The organism is Streptomyces sp. HUAS YS2 (assembly GCF_033343995.1).
Classification (GTDB): Bacteria; Actinomycetota; Actinomycetes; order Streptomycetales; family Streptomycetaceae; genus Streptomyces; species Streptomyces solicathayae.
Map to the genome: position 1 here is coordinate 4,459,524 of NZ_CP137573.1, position 15,028 is coordinate 4,474,551.

At 74.0% G+C, this 15,028-nt stretch carries 14 protein-coding genes; 5 read left to right on the forward strand and 9 right to left on the reverse strand.

The annotated features are described in order from the left end of the window. Positions 1-100: 100 nt before the first annotated feature. The 3 genes from R2D22_RS20650 to R2D22_RS20660 are packed head-to-tail and all read right to left on the reverse strand — an operon-like array spanning position 101 to position 3,059. Positions 101-958 carry an ABC transporter ATP-binding protein gene (locus tag R2D22_RS20650; protein ID WP_318105720.1) on the reverse strand — a complete coding sequence of 286 codons (858 nt, stop codon included), beginning with the start codon at positions 956-958 and terminating at the stop codon, positions 101-103. After that, positions 955-2,058 carry a FecCD family ABC transporter permease gene (locus R2D22_RS20655; RefSeq protein WP_318105722.1) on the reverse strand — a complete coding sequence of 368 codons (1,104 nt, stop codon included), beginning with the start codon at positions 2,056-2,058 and terminating at the stop codon, positions 955-957. Before R2D22_RS20655 ends, R2D22_RS20650 begins: the two co-directional genes overlap by 4 nt. Further along, positions 2,055-3,059, reverse strand: coding sequence for a FecCD family ABC transporter permease (locus tag R2D22_RS20660; protein WP_318105724.1), 1,005 nt, complete (start codon positions 3,057-3,059; stop codon positions 2,055-2,057). The genes R2D22_RS20655 and R2D22_RS20660 overlap by 4 nt, the downstream gene beginning before the upstream one ends. A gap of 109 nt (positions 3,060-3,168) precedes the next feature. Between R2D22_RS20660 and R2D22_RS20665 the strand changes: the two genes are divergently transcribed. Continuing rightward, entirely contained in the window at positions 3,169-3,801 is a 633-nt protein-coding gene (locus R2D22_RS20665) for an HAD family hydrolase (RefSeq protein ID WP_318105727.1), read from the forward strand. Here R2D22_RS20665 and R2D22_RS20670 read toward each other — a convergent pair. Next, positions 3,798-4,067, reverse strand: coding sequence for a hypothetical protein (locus tag R2D22_RS20670; protein WP_318105729.1), 270 nt, complete (start codon positions 4,065-4,067; stop codon positions 3,798-3,800). The genes R2D22_RS20665 and R2D22_RS20670 overlap by 4 nt on opposite strands. A 151-nt stretch (positions 4,068-4,218) precedes the next feature. Between R2D22_RS20670 and R2D22_RS20675 the strand changes: the two genes are divergently transcribed. Further along, complete coding sequence (locus R2D22_RS20675; RefSeq protein WP_318105731.1) at positions 4,219-4,602, forward strand: cold-shock protein; 384 nt, start codon at positions 4,219-4,221, stop codon at positions 4,600-4,602. Between the two features lie 79 nt (positions 4,603-4,681). Here R2D22_RS20675 and R2D22_RS20680 read toward each other — a convergent pair whose 3' ends face one another. The 4 genes from R2D22_RS20680 to R2D22_RS20695 form a co-directional block, all read right to left on the reverse strand. Next, positions 4,682-5,530 (reverse strand): 1,4-dihydroxy-6-naphtoate synthase, encoded by an 849-nt coding sequence (locus R2D22_RS20680; RefSeq protein WP_318105734.1) that lies wholly within the window; start codon positions 5,528-5,530, stop codon positions 4,682-4,684. Next, the gene (locus tag R2D22_RS20685; RefSeq protein ID WP_318105737.1) at positions 5,527-6,480 is read right to left on the reverse strand and encodes a futalosine hydrolase; all 954 of its coding nucleotides are present in this window, start codon (positions 6,478-6,480) and stop codon (positions 5,527-5,529) included. Before R2D22_RS20685 ends, R2D22_RS20680 begins: the two co-directional genes overlap by 4 nt. Positions 6,481-6,487: 7 nt before the next feature. Then, positions 6,488-6,967, reverse strand: a complete 480-nt coding sequence (locus R2D22_RS20690; protein WP_318105739.1) for a DUF2771 domain-containing protein — start codon at positions 6,965-6,967, stop codon at positions 6,488-6,490. Positions 6,968-7,061: 94 nt separating this feature from the next. Beyond that, positions 7,062-8,432 carry an MFS transporter gene (locus R2D22_RS20695; RefSeq protein ID WP_318105742.1) on the reverse strand — a complete coding sequence of 457 codons (1,371 nt, stop codon included), beginning with the start codon at positions 8,430-8,432 and terminating at the stop codon, positions 7,062-7,064. Between the two features lie 355 nt (positions 8,433-8,787). Between R2D22_RS20695 and R2D22_RS20700 the strand changes: the two genes are divergently transcribed. Further along, positions 8,788-9,717 carry a DUF3027 domain-containing protein gene (locus R2D22_RS20700; protein ID WP_318105745.1) on the forward strand — a complete coding sequence of 310 codons (930 nt, stop codon included), beginning with the start codon at positions 8,788-8,790 and terminating at the stop codon, positions 9,715-9,717. 165 nt (positions 9,718-9,882) lie between these two features. Continuing rightward, complete coding sequence (locus tag R2D22_RS20705) at positions 9,883-13,086, forward strand: sacsin N-terminal ATP-binding-like domain-containing protein (protein WP_318105748.1); 3,204 nt, start codon at positions 9,883-9,885, stop codon at positions 13,084-13,086. A 29-nt stretch (positions 13,087-13,115) separates the two neighbouring features. Here R2D22_RS20705 and R2D22_RS20710 read toward each other — a convergent pair whose 3' ends face one another. Next, positions 13,116-13,784, reverse strand: a complete 669-nt coding sequence (locus R2D22_RS20710; RefSeq protein ID WP_318105750.1) for a Tat pathway signal sequence domain protein — start codon at positions 13,782-13,784, stop codon at positions 13,116-13,118. Between the two features lie 340 nt (positions 13,785-14,124). On the opposite strand from R2D22_RS20710, the gene R2D22_RS20715 reads away from it, so the two are divergent. Beyond that, positions 14,125-14,856 carry a TetR/AcrR family transcriptional regulator gene (locus R2D22_RS20715; protein ID WP_318105751.1) on the forward strand — a complete coding sequence of 244 codons (732 nt, stop codon included), beginning with the start codon at positions 14,125-14,127 and terminating at the stop codon, positions 14,854-14,856. Positions 14,857-15,028 lie beyond the last annotated feature (172 nt).

The following is a 15,028-nucleotide window of genomic DNA, read 5'->3' on the forward strand; positions in this document are numbered from 1 at the left end:
AAGCTGCCGCCCCCGGGGCCCGGGGGCTTTGCCCCCGCTACCCCAGCCCCCGCCGGCCCCCGGCAGGGTTTCGGGGAGGGGCGGGGTGGGGGGTCTCCCGTCAGGCGCGTGCCGGCTGCGGGTCCGCGTCACCGCCCGCGCCTCGGGCCTCGTCCGCCTCCCCGGCCGGCGCCGCGCCCCACGGGGCCGACGGGACGACCAGTGGGCTGCCCGTCACCGGGTCGGGGATGACGATCGAGTCAAGGCCGAAGACCTCCCGCACCAGCTCCGCCGTGACGACCTCGCGCGGGTCGCCCTCCGCGACGACCACGCCCGACTTCATCGCCACCAGGTGGTCCGCGTACCGCGCGGCCTGGTTGAGGTCGTGGAGGACGACGACCACCGTCCGGCCCCGGGCGCGGTTCAGGCGGCGGACCAGGTCCAGGACCTCCACCTGGTGGGCGATGTCCAGGTACGTCGTCGGCTCGTCGAGCAGCAGCAGGTCCGTGTCCTGCGCCAGGGCCATCGCGATCCACACCCGCTGCCGCTGACCGCCCGACAGCTCGTCCACGGACCGGTCCGCCAGCGCGCTCACGTCCGTACGTGCCATCGCGTCGACGACCGCCCGCTCGTCGTCCTCCGACCACTGCTTCCACCACGCCTGATGCGGCTGCCGCCCGCGCGACACCAGGTCCGCGACCGTGATCGCCTCCGGCGCGACGGGCGTCTGCGGCAGCAGACCGATCGACTGCGCGATCCGCTTCGTCGGCAGCTTCGCCAGCGACTCCCCGTCCAGCAGCACCGCCCCGCCCTTCGGCTTCAGCAGCCGCCCGAGCGCCCGCAGCGTCGTCGACTTGCCGCACGCGTTCGGACCGACGATCACCGTGACCTTGCCGTCCGGGACGTCGAGGTCCAGCCCCTCGACGACCACCCGGTCCTCGTACGCCAGCGTCAGCCCGCGCGCCGTCAGCCTGCTCATCCTCGTCCTCCAGAAGTACGGCTGCGCACGATCAGCCAGATCAGATACGGCGCGCCGACCGCCGCCGTCAGCACGCCCACCGGCAGTTCCACCGGCGCGAACAGCCGCCGCCCCAGCAGGTCGCCGAGCACCACGATCACCGCGCCCGTCAGCGCCGAGGCAAGCAGCGGGATCTGCGCCGTACGCGTGACCCGCCGCGCGATCTGCGGCGCGAGCAGGGCCACGAAGTCCACCGGGCCGGCCACCCCCGTCGCCACCGACGCCGGCACCACCCCGACCACCACCAGCCCCAGCCGGACCCGCCCCAGCGACACCCCGAGCGCCGTCGCCGTGTCGTCGTCCAGCGACACCGTCCGCTGCGCCCGCGCCGCCCACAGCACCGCCGGCGCGAGCGCCAGCAGCACCAGTCCGAGCGGTGCCGCCTCGTCCCAGCCCCGCCCGTTGAGCGAGCCGGTCATCCAGATCTGCGCCTGCTGGGCGACGAGATAGTCGCCCTTCGTCATGAACAGCGTCGTCAGCGACCGCAGCGCGATCGCGAACCCGATCCCGATCAGCACGAACCGCGTCGCGTGCAGCCCGCCCCGCCAGGCGAACACGTACACGAGGGCCGCGGCGGCCAGCCCACCGACGACCGACAGGTACGGCAGCACCGTCCACGACGTCACGCCGAACGTCATCGCGCCGACCGTCAGCGCCCCCGCGCCCTGGCTGATGCCGATGATGTCGGGGCTGGCCAGCGGATTGCGGGCGACGGTCTGGATCAACGCGCCCGCCACCCCGAACGCCGCGCCGACGAGCAGCCCCACCACCAGCCGCGGCAGCCGCAGCGTGCCGACGACCAGCTCGGCCGACGACTCCTGCCCGAGCAGGACCTTCAGAACCTCGGCCGGCGGTACGAAGCGTTCGCCGACGCACAGGTACGCGACCGACACCACGGCCAGCAGCACGGTCAGCGCCATCGCGACGACGACCGAGCGCCGGTGCACCAGGAACGACGCCCCGCGCCTGCCGGCCTTCACGACGGAGTACCCGGCGGGGCGCACGGAGGTCGTACGAGCGGTCGCCGCCGCTTCCACGACCACGCTCTTCGTCCCCGTCATGCCGGCACCGCCTTCCTGCGCACCAGCGTCACCAGGAACGGCACCCCGATCAGCGCCGTCATCACCCCCGCCGCGACCTCGCCCGGCGGGAACACCACCCGCCCGAGCACGTCCGCGACGAGCAGCATCACGGGCCCGATCAGCGCCGCCATCGGCAGCACCCAACGATGGTCCGAACCCACGACCGCCCGCGCGATGTGCGGCACCGCGAGCCCGATGAACGCGATCGGGCCCGCCGCCGCGACACCCGCGCCGGTCAGCACGGTCGCGCCGACACCGGCGACGATCCGGACCGTCGCCACCTTCTGCCCGAGCCCCTTCGCCACGTCCTCGCCGAGCGCCAGCGCGTCCAGGCCGCGCGCGACCGAGACCACGAGCACCGCGCCGACCAGCAGGAACGGCCAGACCTGCGCGACGACCGCCGCGTCCCGCCCGTCCACCGAGCCGACCTGCCAGAACCGGAACTCGTCGAGCGCCGCGGCCTTCGTCGTCAGCACGCCGGTGGTGACCGACAGCAGCAGCGCGTTGATCGCCGCGCCGCCCAGCGCCAGCTTCACCGGCGTCGCCCCGCCCCGCCCGCTCGACGCGATCGCGTACACCGCCACCGACGCCAGCGCCGCGCCCGCGAACGCGAACCACACGTAACCGGTGAGCGTGTGCACCCCGGCGAACGCGATCGCGAGGACCACGCCCACCGACGCGCCCTGGCTGATGCCGAGGATGCCCGGGTCGGCGATCGGGTTGCGGGTGATTCCCTGGAGCGCGGTGCCGGCGAGCGCGAGCGCCGCGCCGACCATGAGCCCGATCAGTGTCCGAGGCACCCGCAGCTCACGGACGACCTGCGCGTCGGCGCTCGTCCCGCCGTGCAGCAGCGCGTCGAGCACGGTGGACGGGGGAACGGGGCGCGCGCCCACGGCGAGACTGAGCAGGACGGCGAGCAGGAGGGCCGCGAGGGCCGCCGAGGTCGCGAGTACCCGCCGGGAACGGAGAGCGGCTGTCATCGGGGCCCATCGGAGGTGACGAGGTTCGGTAAGGCTTGGCTCAGTTTAAGCAGCGGCCTGCGTTCGATCCGGGGGCGGCCGTGTTCGAACGCCCCGGCACAATGACCCCATGACCTCCACGCCCCAGCTCCTGAGCGCTCCCACCGTCGGATTCGACCTCGACATGACCCTGATCGACTCCCGGCCCGGCATCAAGGCCGCGTACGAGGCGTTCTCCGCGCAGACCGGGGTCGCGATCGACGCGGACCTCGCGGTCAGCCGGCTCGGCCCGCCGCTGCAGCAGGAGATCGCGCACTGGTTCCCGGCGGACGAGATCGACGAGCGGGTGGCCCAGTACCGCGCGCTCTACCCCTCGTACGCGATCGTGCCGACGCTCGCGATGGCCGGCGCGCGGGATGCGATTCAGGCCGTTCGCGAGGCGGGGGGCCGGGCGATCGTCGTCACCGCGAAGAACGAGGCGCACGCCAAGCTCCACCTCGTCCACCTCGGCATCGACCCCGACGCCGTCGTCGGCGGCCTGTGGGCCGAGGGCAAGGCGGAGGCCCTGCGCGAGCACGGCGCGGGCGTGTACGTCGGCGACCACACCGGCGACGTACGCGGCGCCGAGGCCGCCGGCGCCCTGTCGGTCGCCGTGACGACCGGCCCCTGCGACGCGACCGAACTCCGCGAGGCCGGAGCGGACGTCGTCCTGCCGGACCTGACCCACTTCCGCGCCTGGTGGGAGACCCACCTGGCCGGCTAGCGCCCGCCCGCGCCCGCCGCCCGAGCCTGCCGCCGCTGGACCCCGATCGACCGCAGCACTCCGGCCGCCGCGATCAGGAACCCGACGCCCATCAGCATCGACACCAGGTACGCGCCCGTCGGAAACGGATCCGTACCCAGGAACAGCGGCGCCACCGTGACCAGAGTGGCCACCGCGCCGACGATGAACACGATCGCGCCGACACGGACCAGTCCGTCACCCGGAGCGGCGTTGTTCGAACGGTTCGAGGGGGTTTCACTACGCATTCGGCCAGGGTAGTTCCCAGGCCGAAGGAACAAACCGGCGACGTCTTGTCACCGGCCCCCGGACCATTAGCCTTGGTGCCCGGGGATTTCCGCCCCTGCCATCAAGAGCCCTAATCCGGCGCACCCGACGAGTACGAGGACGAGGACAGACGTGCCTACCGGCAAAGTCAAATGGTTCAACTCGGAGAAGGGCTTCGGCTTTCTCTCCCGTGACGACGGCGGTGACGTCTTCGTCCACTCGTCGGTGCTCCCTGCCGGAGTCGAGGCCCTGAAGCCGGGGCAGCGCGTGGAGTTCGGTGTCGTCGCGGGACAGCGCGGCGACCAGGCGCTCTCGGTGACGGTCCTCGACCCGACCCCGTCCGTGGCGGCGGCGCAGCGTCGCAAGCCCGATGAGCTGGCGTCGATCGTGCAGGACCTGACGACGCTTCTGGAGAACATCACGCCGATGCTCGAGCGCGGCCGCTACCCCGAGAAGATGCAGGGCAAGAAGATCGCGGGACTGCTGCGCGCGGTCGCGGATCAGCTCGACGTCTAGGGCTCATTGCCGCTCTCGCACTGCTGACGCAGGCTTCGGGCGGCTGCCGGACTCCGTCCGGCGTCCCGTGCGCGACGCGTCACGGGAAGCGCAGTGCGTCCGGGCCGAGGGGCGGGACCAGTCCCTCGGCCGCGGCGCGGGTCAGCAGGCCGCGGACGGCCGCGTAGCCGTTCTCGCCGAGGTCGGCCGTGAACTCGTTGACGTACAGCCCGATGTGCTGGTCCGCCACCTTCGGGTCCATCTCCTGCGCGTGCTCGACCACGTACGGCCGCGAGGCCTCGGGGTCGTCCCAGGCCATCCGGACCGAGGTCCGCGCCGACTCGGCGAGCCGGCGCAGCGTCTCCTCGCCCAGCGAGCGCTTCGCGACGATCGCGCCGAGCGGGATCGGCAGGCCGGTGGTGTTCTCCCAGTGCTCGCCCATGTCGGCGAGGCAGTGCAGCCCGTAGTCCTGGTACGTGAACCGGGCCTCGTGGATGACGAGTCCGGCGTCGATCCGGCCGTCCCGCACGGCGGGCATGATCTCGTGGAACGGCATGACGACGACGTTCCCGACGCCGCCGGGGAGCACGTCCGCCGCCCAGAGGCGGAACAGCAGGTACGCGGTCGAGCGCTCGCTCGGGACCGCGATGGTCTTCCCGGTCAGGTCCACGCCCGGTTCCCGGGTGAGGATCAGCGGGCCGCAGCCGCGGCCCAGCGCGCCGCCGCAGGGCAGCAGCGCGTACTCGTCGAGGATCCAGGGCAGCACCGCGTACGAGACCTTCAGGACGTCGTGCTCCGAGTCGCCGCGCTCCGCCCAGCCGTTGGTGATGTCGATGTCGGCGAAGGTGACGTCGAGCCGGGGGGCGTCGGGGACGCGGTCGTGCGCCCAGGCGTCGAAGACGAAGGTGTCGTTCGGGCAGGGCGAGTACGCGATCTTCAGCTTCTTCACAGCGATTCCCTCGGGTCCCTCGGGTCGATCGGGTCCATCGGCTCAACGAATACCGTGCTGCCGAGCAGCTGGAACGCGTACCGCAGCGAGTCCATGGCCTGCCCGATGCGCCAGTTGGCGCGGTCGCGCGGGCCGACCGGGTTGGAGACGGCGCGGATCTCGACGACCGGCACGCCGTACGCGGCGGCGGCCTCCGCGACCCCGAAGCCCTCCATCGCCTCCGCGGCGGCGCGCGGGTGACGGCGCGCCAGTTCGGCGGCGCGCTCCGCCGTTCCGGTGACGGTGGAGACGGTGAGGACGGGCCCCACGACGTGGCGCTGCACACCGTCCGCGAGGGCCCCGGCGATCCGGCCGGTCAGAGCGTCGGGCACGCGGTGCACGGAGTGTCCGAAGCCGAGCTCCTCGACGGGCAGGTAGCCGTCCGGGGTCTCGGCGCCGAGGTCGGCGGCGACGATCGCGTCCGAGACGACGATCGCGCCGAGCGGCGCGTCCGGCTGGAACCCGCCGGCGATCCCGGCGGACACGACGAGGTCGTACGGGGCGGTGCGCGGGCCGGCCGTCGGGCCGTGCCCCAGGGCCGCCCGGGCGAGCGCGGTCGACGTGGCGGCCGCCGCGGCCGCGGGGCCGACGCCGGCGACGAGGACGTCGACGACGGGGCCGTGCGGGACGGGCTCGGGGGACTGGGCCAGGGCCGGGGGGACCAGGCCGCCCGCAGAGACGGTGCCGGACAGTGGTCCGTGCGCGGACAGCGGGCTGGGGGTGATGGCGCCCGGGAGCAGGATCGCCGAGGCATGGCGGCGCAGGGCGTACCCGCCCGGCAGCGGCTGGACCGCCGGCCCCGGGCCGATCGGCGTCCGGCCGCTCGGTCCCCGGCTGCCGCCGGTGAGGCCCCGGGCGACGGAGTCGGCCTCCGCCGCCACGGCCGTCACGATCAGGATCCGGTCGGCCACCTGGGGATCAGGACTTCTTCTTCAGCTCGAACTGCCAGATGCCGGTCAGCTTCTTGCCGGTGGTCTCGACGATCGTGACCTGGGTCTTGTTCGTCGCCTCGCCGCCCTGGGCGGAGAAGAAGGCGCTGGCCGGGATGGTCCGGTAGGTCTTCGTGTACGGCTCGGGCTCGGCCTGCTGGCCGCCCAGGAAGATCGTCCAGCCGTTGTCGGCGATCTCCGGGTCGACGCCGAACCGGATCTTGTCGTCGGAGGAGACGGAGATCGAGGTCTTCGCCTTCTTGTTCAGGCAGCCCTGGATCAGCGATTCCTTGATGGCCTCGCCGTCGTTGTAGCAGGAGGCCTCGGTGTGGACCGAGTCCGTCCCGACCGTCACGGTCGCGAGCGGCGTCGGCTTGTCGCAGGCGGAGAGTACGAGGAGCCCGGCGGAGACGGCCCCGAGGGCCATGGCGGCCCGGCGGCGCTTGCCGGAGAAGAACGCAACGGTCATGAGCCGAAGGCTATCGGGCGGGTCGGGAGAGGGCTTGTCGACCCCCCGGTTGCGCGCCTCGCGTCACCCGCGCCCGGCTCGGGTCCCGCCCGCCTCACGTCACCCGGGACGTGGACGGGCGCTGGGCCGGGGGGTGGCGGGGGGCGGTCAGGAGGCCGCGTACGGACAGCAGGGCGCCGGTCGCCAGGATGGCCGCGGCGACGGCCATCCCGAGCGTTCCCTGCAGTGGCAGGGCGATGCCGATCGCGCCGCCCGCCACCCACGCCATCTGCAGCAGGGTCTCCGACCGCGCGAACGCGGAGGTCCGTACGACCTCCGGCACGTCCCGCTGGATCAGCGCGTCCAGCGACAGCTTCGACAGCGCCTGCGACAGGCCCGCCACCGCGCCCAGGACGGCCACCCAGGCCGGGCTGAAGAAGATCGCCGCGCAGATCGCCGCCCCCAGGTCCACCACGATCATCGTGGCGATGATCACCTCCGGGCTGCGGGAGCGCAGCAGCGAGCCGATCGCCGTGCCGCAGGCGTTCCCCGCGCCCGCCGCCACGCCGACGATGCCCAGCGAGACCGCCGCGCTCTGCCCGGCGAGCGGGTGCTCGCGCAGCAGGAACGCCAGGAAGAAGATCAGGAACCCGGACAGCCCGCGCATCGCCGCGTTCGCCTGGAGGCCGTGGAGCACCGCCGGGCCGACCGTGCGCAGGCTCGGTTTCGTCTCGCCGTGGGTCAGCAGGTGCGCCCGCCGTTCGCCCTTCGGCGAGTCGACCTTGTGCGGCATCCGCAGCGACCAGAACGCGCCGAGCAGGAACAGCGCGCACGCCCCGTACAGCGGCCAGGCCTGCCCGATCCGCTGCAGCCCGACCCCCACCGGCGCGGCGAGCCCGGTGGCGAGCAGGCCGGCCAGCGTGACGCGCGAGTTCGCCTTCACGAGCGAGAAGTTCGGTGGCAGCAGCCGGGGCACGACCGCGCTGCGGACCACCCCGTACGCCTTCGACGCCACGAGGACGCCCAGGGCCGCCGGATAGAGCTCCAGGCCGCCCGTGGCGACCGCGCCGGACATGGCGAGGGCCAGGACGGCGCGGGCCACCATCGAGCCCGCCATGGCCCATCTACGGCCGTGCGGGAGGTGGTCGAGGAGCGGGCCGATGACAGGGGCGAGGAGGGTGAAGGGGGCCATCGTGACGGCCAGGTAGAGCGCGACACGGCCGCGGGCCTCGTCGGTCGGCACCGAGAAGAACACCGTGGACGCGAGGGCCACGGTGATCATCATGTCGCCGGCGCCGTTCACGGCGTGCAGCTCGATCAGCTTGCCGAGGCCCGACTCGCCCGCGCCGTGCGCGTGCGTGGCCCGGCGGATTCCTTTCGCCGTACCGGTGAACGGCAGGTGCAGGGCGCGGCCGAGTTTCCGGCCCGCCCGGCGGAACGGCCCGGCCCGGTCGAACGATCCCGTCGACGACCTCGCGGCTGCCACCCCCTCATCGTGCCCCACAGCCCGGCTCCACACCCCTTGCCACACTCCTTTCCGCACCCCGTCCGCCGGGGCCGCGATCGGGGCCACTTGGGACGGGCAGGTGGGCGGCGGGCTGCGAAGGGGGTAGCGTGCGTAGCGCGCCACCGGCGGAAGCTCTCGGCCGCGCGCCTCTTCGGCATCCCGCAGAATGGATGTCGGTAGGTGTGCCCGAGACTCGCGAGACTCACGAGAAACGTCGGGCGCGGACGTCGATGCGGCCCCCTGGTCCGCTCCGCCCGCCGCCCGTACATCGATCGTCGCTGCTCGCTCCTCGGCCGGCGCACCCGTGAGACGGCGTAGGAGAGAAGCGAGACCTGTGAGTGCTGCGAGTGCTGCGACGACGCGAAGCCGTACCCCGCGAGCCACGCGTACCCCGGACCGACTGTGCGCGGAGGCGGTAGACCTCGCCAGGGAGTCGGCGGAGGAGCTCGCGGCGCCCGGCATCGTCGGGGAGCACGTCGGGGTCGTCGCGGAGGGTGACCGGGTCGTCACGCACTACTTCGCGTGCGAGGAGCCCGGGTACCGGGGCTGGCGGTGGGCGGTCACCGTGACCCGCGCGTCCCGGGCGAAGAACGTCACACTCGACGAAACCGTCCTGCTGCCGGGTTCCGACGCGCTGCTCGCGCCGGAGTGGGTGCCGTGGAGCGAGCGGCTGCGGCCGGGCGACATGGGGCCCGGGGACCTGCTGCCGACGGAGGCGGACGACCTGCGCCTGGAGCCCGGGTTCAGCGGCGAGGACGCGCCGCCGCCGAACTCCGCGGTCTCGGAGGAGATGGCCGACCACCTCGACGCGGAGGACGCGGAGATCACCTCCCGTACGCCGTCGCGCGGCGCGATCGCGTCGGTCGCGGAGGAGCTCGGGATGCGGCGGGCGCGGGTCCTGTCGCGGTACGGGCTGCACGTGGCGGCGGACCGCTGGGACGAGGCGTTCGGCGCGAAGACGCCGATGGCGCAGGCGGCGCCGGCGTCCTGCGAGTCGTGCGCGTTCCTGGTGCCGCTGGCGGGGTCGCTGCGGCAGGCCTTCGGCGTGTGCGCGAACGAATTTTCCCCGGCGGACGGCCGGGTGGTGTCCCTGTCGTACGGCTGCGGCGGGCACTCCGAGGCCGCGGTCATGCCGAAGCCGCCCCGCCCGGCGGCGCCGGTCCTCGACTCGATGGCCGCGGACGAGTTCCCCCTCCGCCCGGCCAGAGACTCCGGCTCGGTCCCGGAAGCGGACGGCTCCCCAGAAGACCTGGGCCACTCGTAGGAGCCACGGCGTCCCACGTTGTGGGCAATCGTTCCGCTGGGGACCCCCATCGCCCCAGCGGGACGAATGCCCGCGCGGTGGTGGGTGGCGGCGGCTTTCGCCGTGGCCGCGCGCGGTACCTTCAGGGCCCCCGGTCCAACCCCCGCCGTACACGAGGAGTCAGACGTGAGCGTCAGCGTCAGGACGACCACCGACGGAGCCGATCCCTTCGGTACCGCACGGCTGCGGCGGGGCGTGCTCGACGCCTGGGGGGCCAGCCCGGCGCGGTTCCGGGAGGACGCGAACGCCGAGGAGGACCTCGTCCTCGGCGGCTACCGCGACCGCCTCGTCGTCGAACTGGCCCAGAACGCCGCCGACGCCGCCGGCCGCGCCGGCGTCACCGGCCGGCTCCGCCTCACCCTGCACCCGGCGAGCCCCGACGCCCCCGCCCTGCTCGCCGCCGCGAACACCGGCGCGCCGCTCGACGCGACCGGCGTCGAGTCGCTGTCCACGCTGCGGGCCTCCGCCAAGCGGGAGAACGACACCGGCGCCGTCGGCCGCTTCGGCGTCGGCTTCGCCGCCGTCCTCGCGGTCAGCGACGAGCCCGCCGTCCTCGGCCGGCACGGCGGCGTGCGCTGGTCCCTCGCCGAGGCCCGCGAGCTGGCCGCCGACGCGGCCCGGCACAGCCCCGGCCTGGGCGACGAGCTGCGCCGCCGCGACGGCCACGTACCGTTGCTGCGGCTGCCGCTGCCCGCCGAGGGCACCGCGCCGGACGGGTACGACACCGTCGTCGTCCTTCCGCTGCGCGACTCCGCCGCCGTCGACCTCGCCGAACGCCTGCTCTCCGGCATCGACGACGCCCTGCTGCTCACCCTGCCCGGCCTCGCCGAGGTCGTCGTCGAGACCCCGGACGGCGTCCGGACCCTGCGCCGCTCCGAGCGCGACGGCTATGTCCACATCGACGACTCCGGCTCCCTCTCCGGCCCCCGCCGCTGGCGGACCGTCAGCCACGGCGGCCCGCTCGACCGGACCCTGCTCGCCGACCGTCCCGTCGAGGAGCGGCTGCGCCCGCACTGGTCGGTGACCTGGGCCGTCCCCGTGGACGGCGACGGCGCCCCGCAGTACCCGGGCACCGCGCCCGTCGTCCACGCGCCGACGCCCACCGACGAACCCCTCGGCATCCCGGCCCTGCTGATCGCCTCGCTGCCGCTGGACACCGCCCGCCGGCACCCCGCCCCCGGCCCGTTGACCGACTACGTCGTCGCGCGCGCCGCCGAGGCGTACGCCGAACTGCTCGGCGACTGGCAGCCGGTGGGCGTGGGCACGATCGACCTCGTGCCGGGGCCGATCGGCCAGGGCGGCCTGGACGGGGCACTGCGCGCCGCGATCCTGGAGCGGCTGCCGCGGGTCGCGTTCCTCGCGCCCGCCGCGCCGTCGGAGGAGATGCCCGCGCTGCGCCCGGTGGAGGCTGAGGTCGTCGAGGGCGCGGGCGCCGAGACCGTACGGGTCCTGGCGGAGGTGTTCCCGACGCTGCTGCCGGCCGGCCTGGAGCGGCGCGCCGAGCTGCGCGCCCTCGGCGTCGGCCGGGTGCCGCTGACCGAGGCCGTGGACCGGCTCGCGGGGGTGGACCGGGCGCCGTCGTGGTGGTGGCGGCTGTACGACTCGCTGGCCGGGGTCGACCCGGACCGGCTGACGGGCCTGCCGGTGCCGCTCGCGAGCGCCGAGAAGGCGCAGGCTCCGGAAGTCCTGCGGGACGCCGAGGCGTTCGGGGCTCCGGTCGAGGACGGCGAGCCCGTCACCCGCACCCGGACCACCATCGGCCCCCGGCACCTCCTCCTGCCCGAGGAGCACACCCCGGCCGACCTGACCCGGCTCGGCCTGAAGGTCGCCCACCCGGACGCCGCCCACCCGCTCCTGGAGAAGCTGGGCGCGCTGCCGGCCACGCCCCGGGCGATCCTGACGACCCCGCAGGTGAAGGCGGTGGTGGCCGGCTCGCTCGACGCCGGGGAGATCTGGGACGAGGACGCGGACACCCCGGACGCCGACGAGTTGGCCGAGATCGTGCTCGCTCTCGTACGGGAGGCCGAACTGGATCCCGGCGACGAGCCGTGGCTCGGCGCGCTGGCGCTGCCCGACGAGGACGGCGAACTCGCGCCGGCCGGTGAACTGGTACTGCCCGGCAGCCCCTTCGCCGCCGTCATGCGGGAGGGCGAACTCGCCTTCGTGGACGCGGAACTGGCGGCCCGCTGGGGCGCGCAGCCGCTCGCCGCCTGCGGGGTGCTGGCGAACTTCGCGCTCGTCCGCACCACCGATCTCGTCCTCGACCCGGACGAACTGGAGCCGCGCGAGAGCGACTTCCCCGAGCCGGACGACGCCGGGCTGCTCGACGCGGTCGACGTCTGGTGCGAGGACGTCCTGGACCGCCTCGACGACACGCCCGTCCCGCCGGTGGCGACGGAGATCGTCGCGGTACGGGACCTGGACCTGGTCGACGACGACGCCTGGCCGAAGGCCCTTGCGCTCCTCGCGCAGCCGCCGCTGCGGGACGCGCTGACCCAGCCGGTGCGGGTGCTGCTGCCGGACGGCACGACGGAGACGGTCCGCTCGTACACGGCCTGGTGGCTGCGCGACCACCCGGTCCTGGACGGCCGCCGCCCGGCGGGCTTGCGCGCCGCGGGTACGGACCCGCTGCTGATCGGCCTGTACGACTCCGCCGACGCGACCGGCTTCGAGGACGAGCAGGTGCTGCGGGCCCTCGGTGTACGTACGTCGGTGGCGGCGCTGCTCGACGAACCGGGCGGCGCGGCCGAGCTGCTTGCCCGGCTCGCCGACCCGGACCGCGAGGTCGGCGGCGCGCAGCTGCACGCGCTCTACACGGCCCTGACGGACATGGACCCGGACCAGGTCACGCTCCCGGACGAGCTGCGCGCGGTCGTGGACGGCGAGCTGCGCGTGGTGGACGCCGCCGACGCGCTGGTCGCCGACGCACCCGACCTGCTCCCGCTCACGGCCGGCCTGCCGCTCCTCCCGGTGGCCCCGTCCCGCGCGGCGGACCTGGCGGAGCTGTTCCAGGTCCGGCGCCTGAGCGAGGCGGTCGAGGCGGAGGTCACGACGGTGGGCGAGGAACACGAGGTCCCGCCCTCCGTCCACGCCCTCCTCGGCCCCGGCACTCCCGCCTCGTACATCGAGCACGAGGAACTCCGCGCCGGTGGCGTGGAGTTGGACTGGCGTCAAACCCCCGACGGCGCGATCCACGCCGCCACCCTGGAGGGCGTCGCGGCGGGCCTGGCCTGGTCCGCGGGCCAGTGGCCCCGCCGCTTCGAGGTGGCCGCGCTCCTGGAAGACCCGTCCCGGACGGCGGAGCTCGCCCGGGACAGGTGGTTCGACTGATCGGCTGACGGCTGCTTACGGTGCGGCGGTCAGTTCACGAAGACCGCCGCGCCGCCCTGGGTGGTGTCCTTGACGGGGGCGTACTTGGCGGTGAACCAGCCGTTGGCGGGGCAGGTGCCCGGGCCGCTGTACTTGGTGAAGAGCTGGTTGGTGAAGGTCAGCGAGTTGCCCGTGTTGTCGGGTGTGGCGGTCAGGCCGGTGGAGCGGTAGACGCAGGTGGTCAGGCCGAGGATCGTGTTGATCTTCAGGGTGGTCTGGATCGGGCCGGTGGCACCGGCCGTCACGTTGAGGCTGCCGCCGGACGTCACGGACGCGGCGTACGGCAGGTTGTTGACGGTGATGCTCTGGACACCCGTCGCGCCGACGATGTTGGTGGTGCAGGTGCTTAACGTGTGCGCGGTCACCGTCTCGGTCGCCGTGCCAGGGGCGGCCGGGTTGGTGTTGACCGTGGCGGTGAAGGCCGAGGCGTTGCAGGTGATGCCGGTGCTGCCGCCCGAGGTGGTGGAGATCTTCGCCTGGGTGCCGGTGGCGAGGGCCGCCGACAGGACGTCGCCGACGGCGACGGCCGTGCCACCGGCGCTGCCGGTGGTCAGGACGTTGCCCGCGGCGGCGGTCGCGTGGGCGGTGGCGGTCAGGCCGGCGGTCAGGGTCGCGGCGACGGCGAGGCCGGTCGTGGTGAGAAGGGCACACTTGCGCATGGGAGTTGCCTTCCTTCGGAGTGGGGTGACGTGACGTAACGCGGCGGTACGCGTGGGTACCGGGGGATCCGTGTTGCGTACGGGACCGCCACCCGGGCGCGGCGGAGCGACCGGGGGCGTGAAGAAGTGCGGCGGTACGCGATGAGGGCGTGCGGCTCGTGCCGTGCGTGTCGCCGCCGGAACGGGTCCGGCGCCACGGATGTCCCGGCGGCGGTGTTGCGAAACGGGTCGGAGCGTAATACTCGGTGCCGTGCGGCTCAGCAGCGCACCGAGAGGAAAACCCACGAGGGTTGTAATCCTGTCGAGCGGGTGTCGTCAACACCCCGGGAGGACGTGGCCGATGAACGTCGTGCGCGGCGCCGAGGACGGACTCGTACTGCCCGGGACCCGCACCGGCCGGGAGCCGGAGCGCTCGCTGCGGCCCGGGCCGCGCCGGCTGACGCCGGAGCAGGTGGCCTCCCGGCAGCGCGAGCGGCTGTTGGACGGGGTGGCCCGCACGGTCGCCGCGAACGGATACGCGGGCGCCCGGATCAGCGACATCTGCCGGGCCGCCGGAGTGACCCGTCCGGTCTTCTACGAGCTGTTCTCCGGCAAGGAGGACGCGGTGATCGCCGCGTACCTCGGGGGCACGCGGATCGTCGTACGGGCCATGGAACAGGCGTACGACGCCGGGGGCGGGGCGGCCGCCTGGCCCACCGCCGTACGGGCCGGGCTGCGGGTGCTGCTGTCGCTGCTCGCGCAGAACCCGGCGTTCGCCGTCATGGTGGTCGAGATCGAGTGCGTGGGTCCGGCGGGGCGCCGGGCGCGGGCCGAACTTCTGGCCAGTTTTCGCCGGTTCTTCGCCGACGCCCCGCCGGGGCCGGCCGGGGTGGACCGGAGCGAGCTGGTGGACACGGTGGTCGGCGCCGTCCACGCGGCGGTGCACCGCGCGGTCGACGAGGGGCGTTCGGGGGATCTCCCGGGGCTGCTCGACAGCCTCGTGCACGTCGTTCTGGCGCCGTTCGTGCAGGTCGACTTCGCCGGGGAGATCGGCCGACAAGCGGTTTCTGCACACCAATTGACTCGCGAGTAATAACGGGCGTACGTTCCGAACCGGTTCCCTGCGGCACGACTGCCTTTGCACGACGCACGACGCATCACGGCAACGAGGCACGAGGCACGAGCTGAGGAAGACCCAGGCGAGTCGGGGGAGCCGGTCGTCCGCGCCAGGACACGCCGCGCAGGTCTGTTTCCTCATCATGTCA

Coding starts and splice junctions, on each gene's coding strand:
- R2D22_RS20660 (WP_318105724.1), bottom strand. CDS start 3,059: ATGACAGCCGCTCTCCGTTCCCGGCGGGTACTCGCGACCTCGGCGGCC.
- R2D22_RS20665 (WP_318105727.1), top strand. CDS start 3,169: ATGACCTCCACGCCCCAGCTCCTGAGCGCTCCCACCGTCGGATTCGAC.
- R2D22_RS20655 (WP_318105722.1), bottom strand. CDS start 2,058: ATGACGGGGACGAAGAGCGTGGTCGTGGAAGCGGCGGCGACCGCTCGT.
- R2D22_RS20710 (WP_318105750.1), bottom strand. CDS start 13,784: ATGCGCAAGTGTGCCCTTCTCACCACGACCGGCCTCGCCGTCGCCGCG.
- R2D22_RS20715 (WP_318105751.1), top strand. CDS start 14,125: ATGAACGTCGTGCGCGGCGCCGAGGACGGACTCGTACTGCCCGGGACC.
- R2D22_RS20670 (WP_318105729.1), bottom strand. CDS start 4,067: ATGCGTAGTGAAACCCCCTCGAACCGTTCGAACAACGCCGCTCCGGGT.
- R2D22_RS20650 (WP_318105720.1), bottom strand. CDS start 958: ATGAGCAGGCTGACGGCGCGCGGGCTGACGCTGGCGTACGAGGACCGG.
- R2D22_RS20690 (WP_318105739.1), bottom strand. CDS start 6,967: ATGACCGTTGCGTTCTTCTCCGGCAAGCGCCGCCGGGCCGCCATGGCC.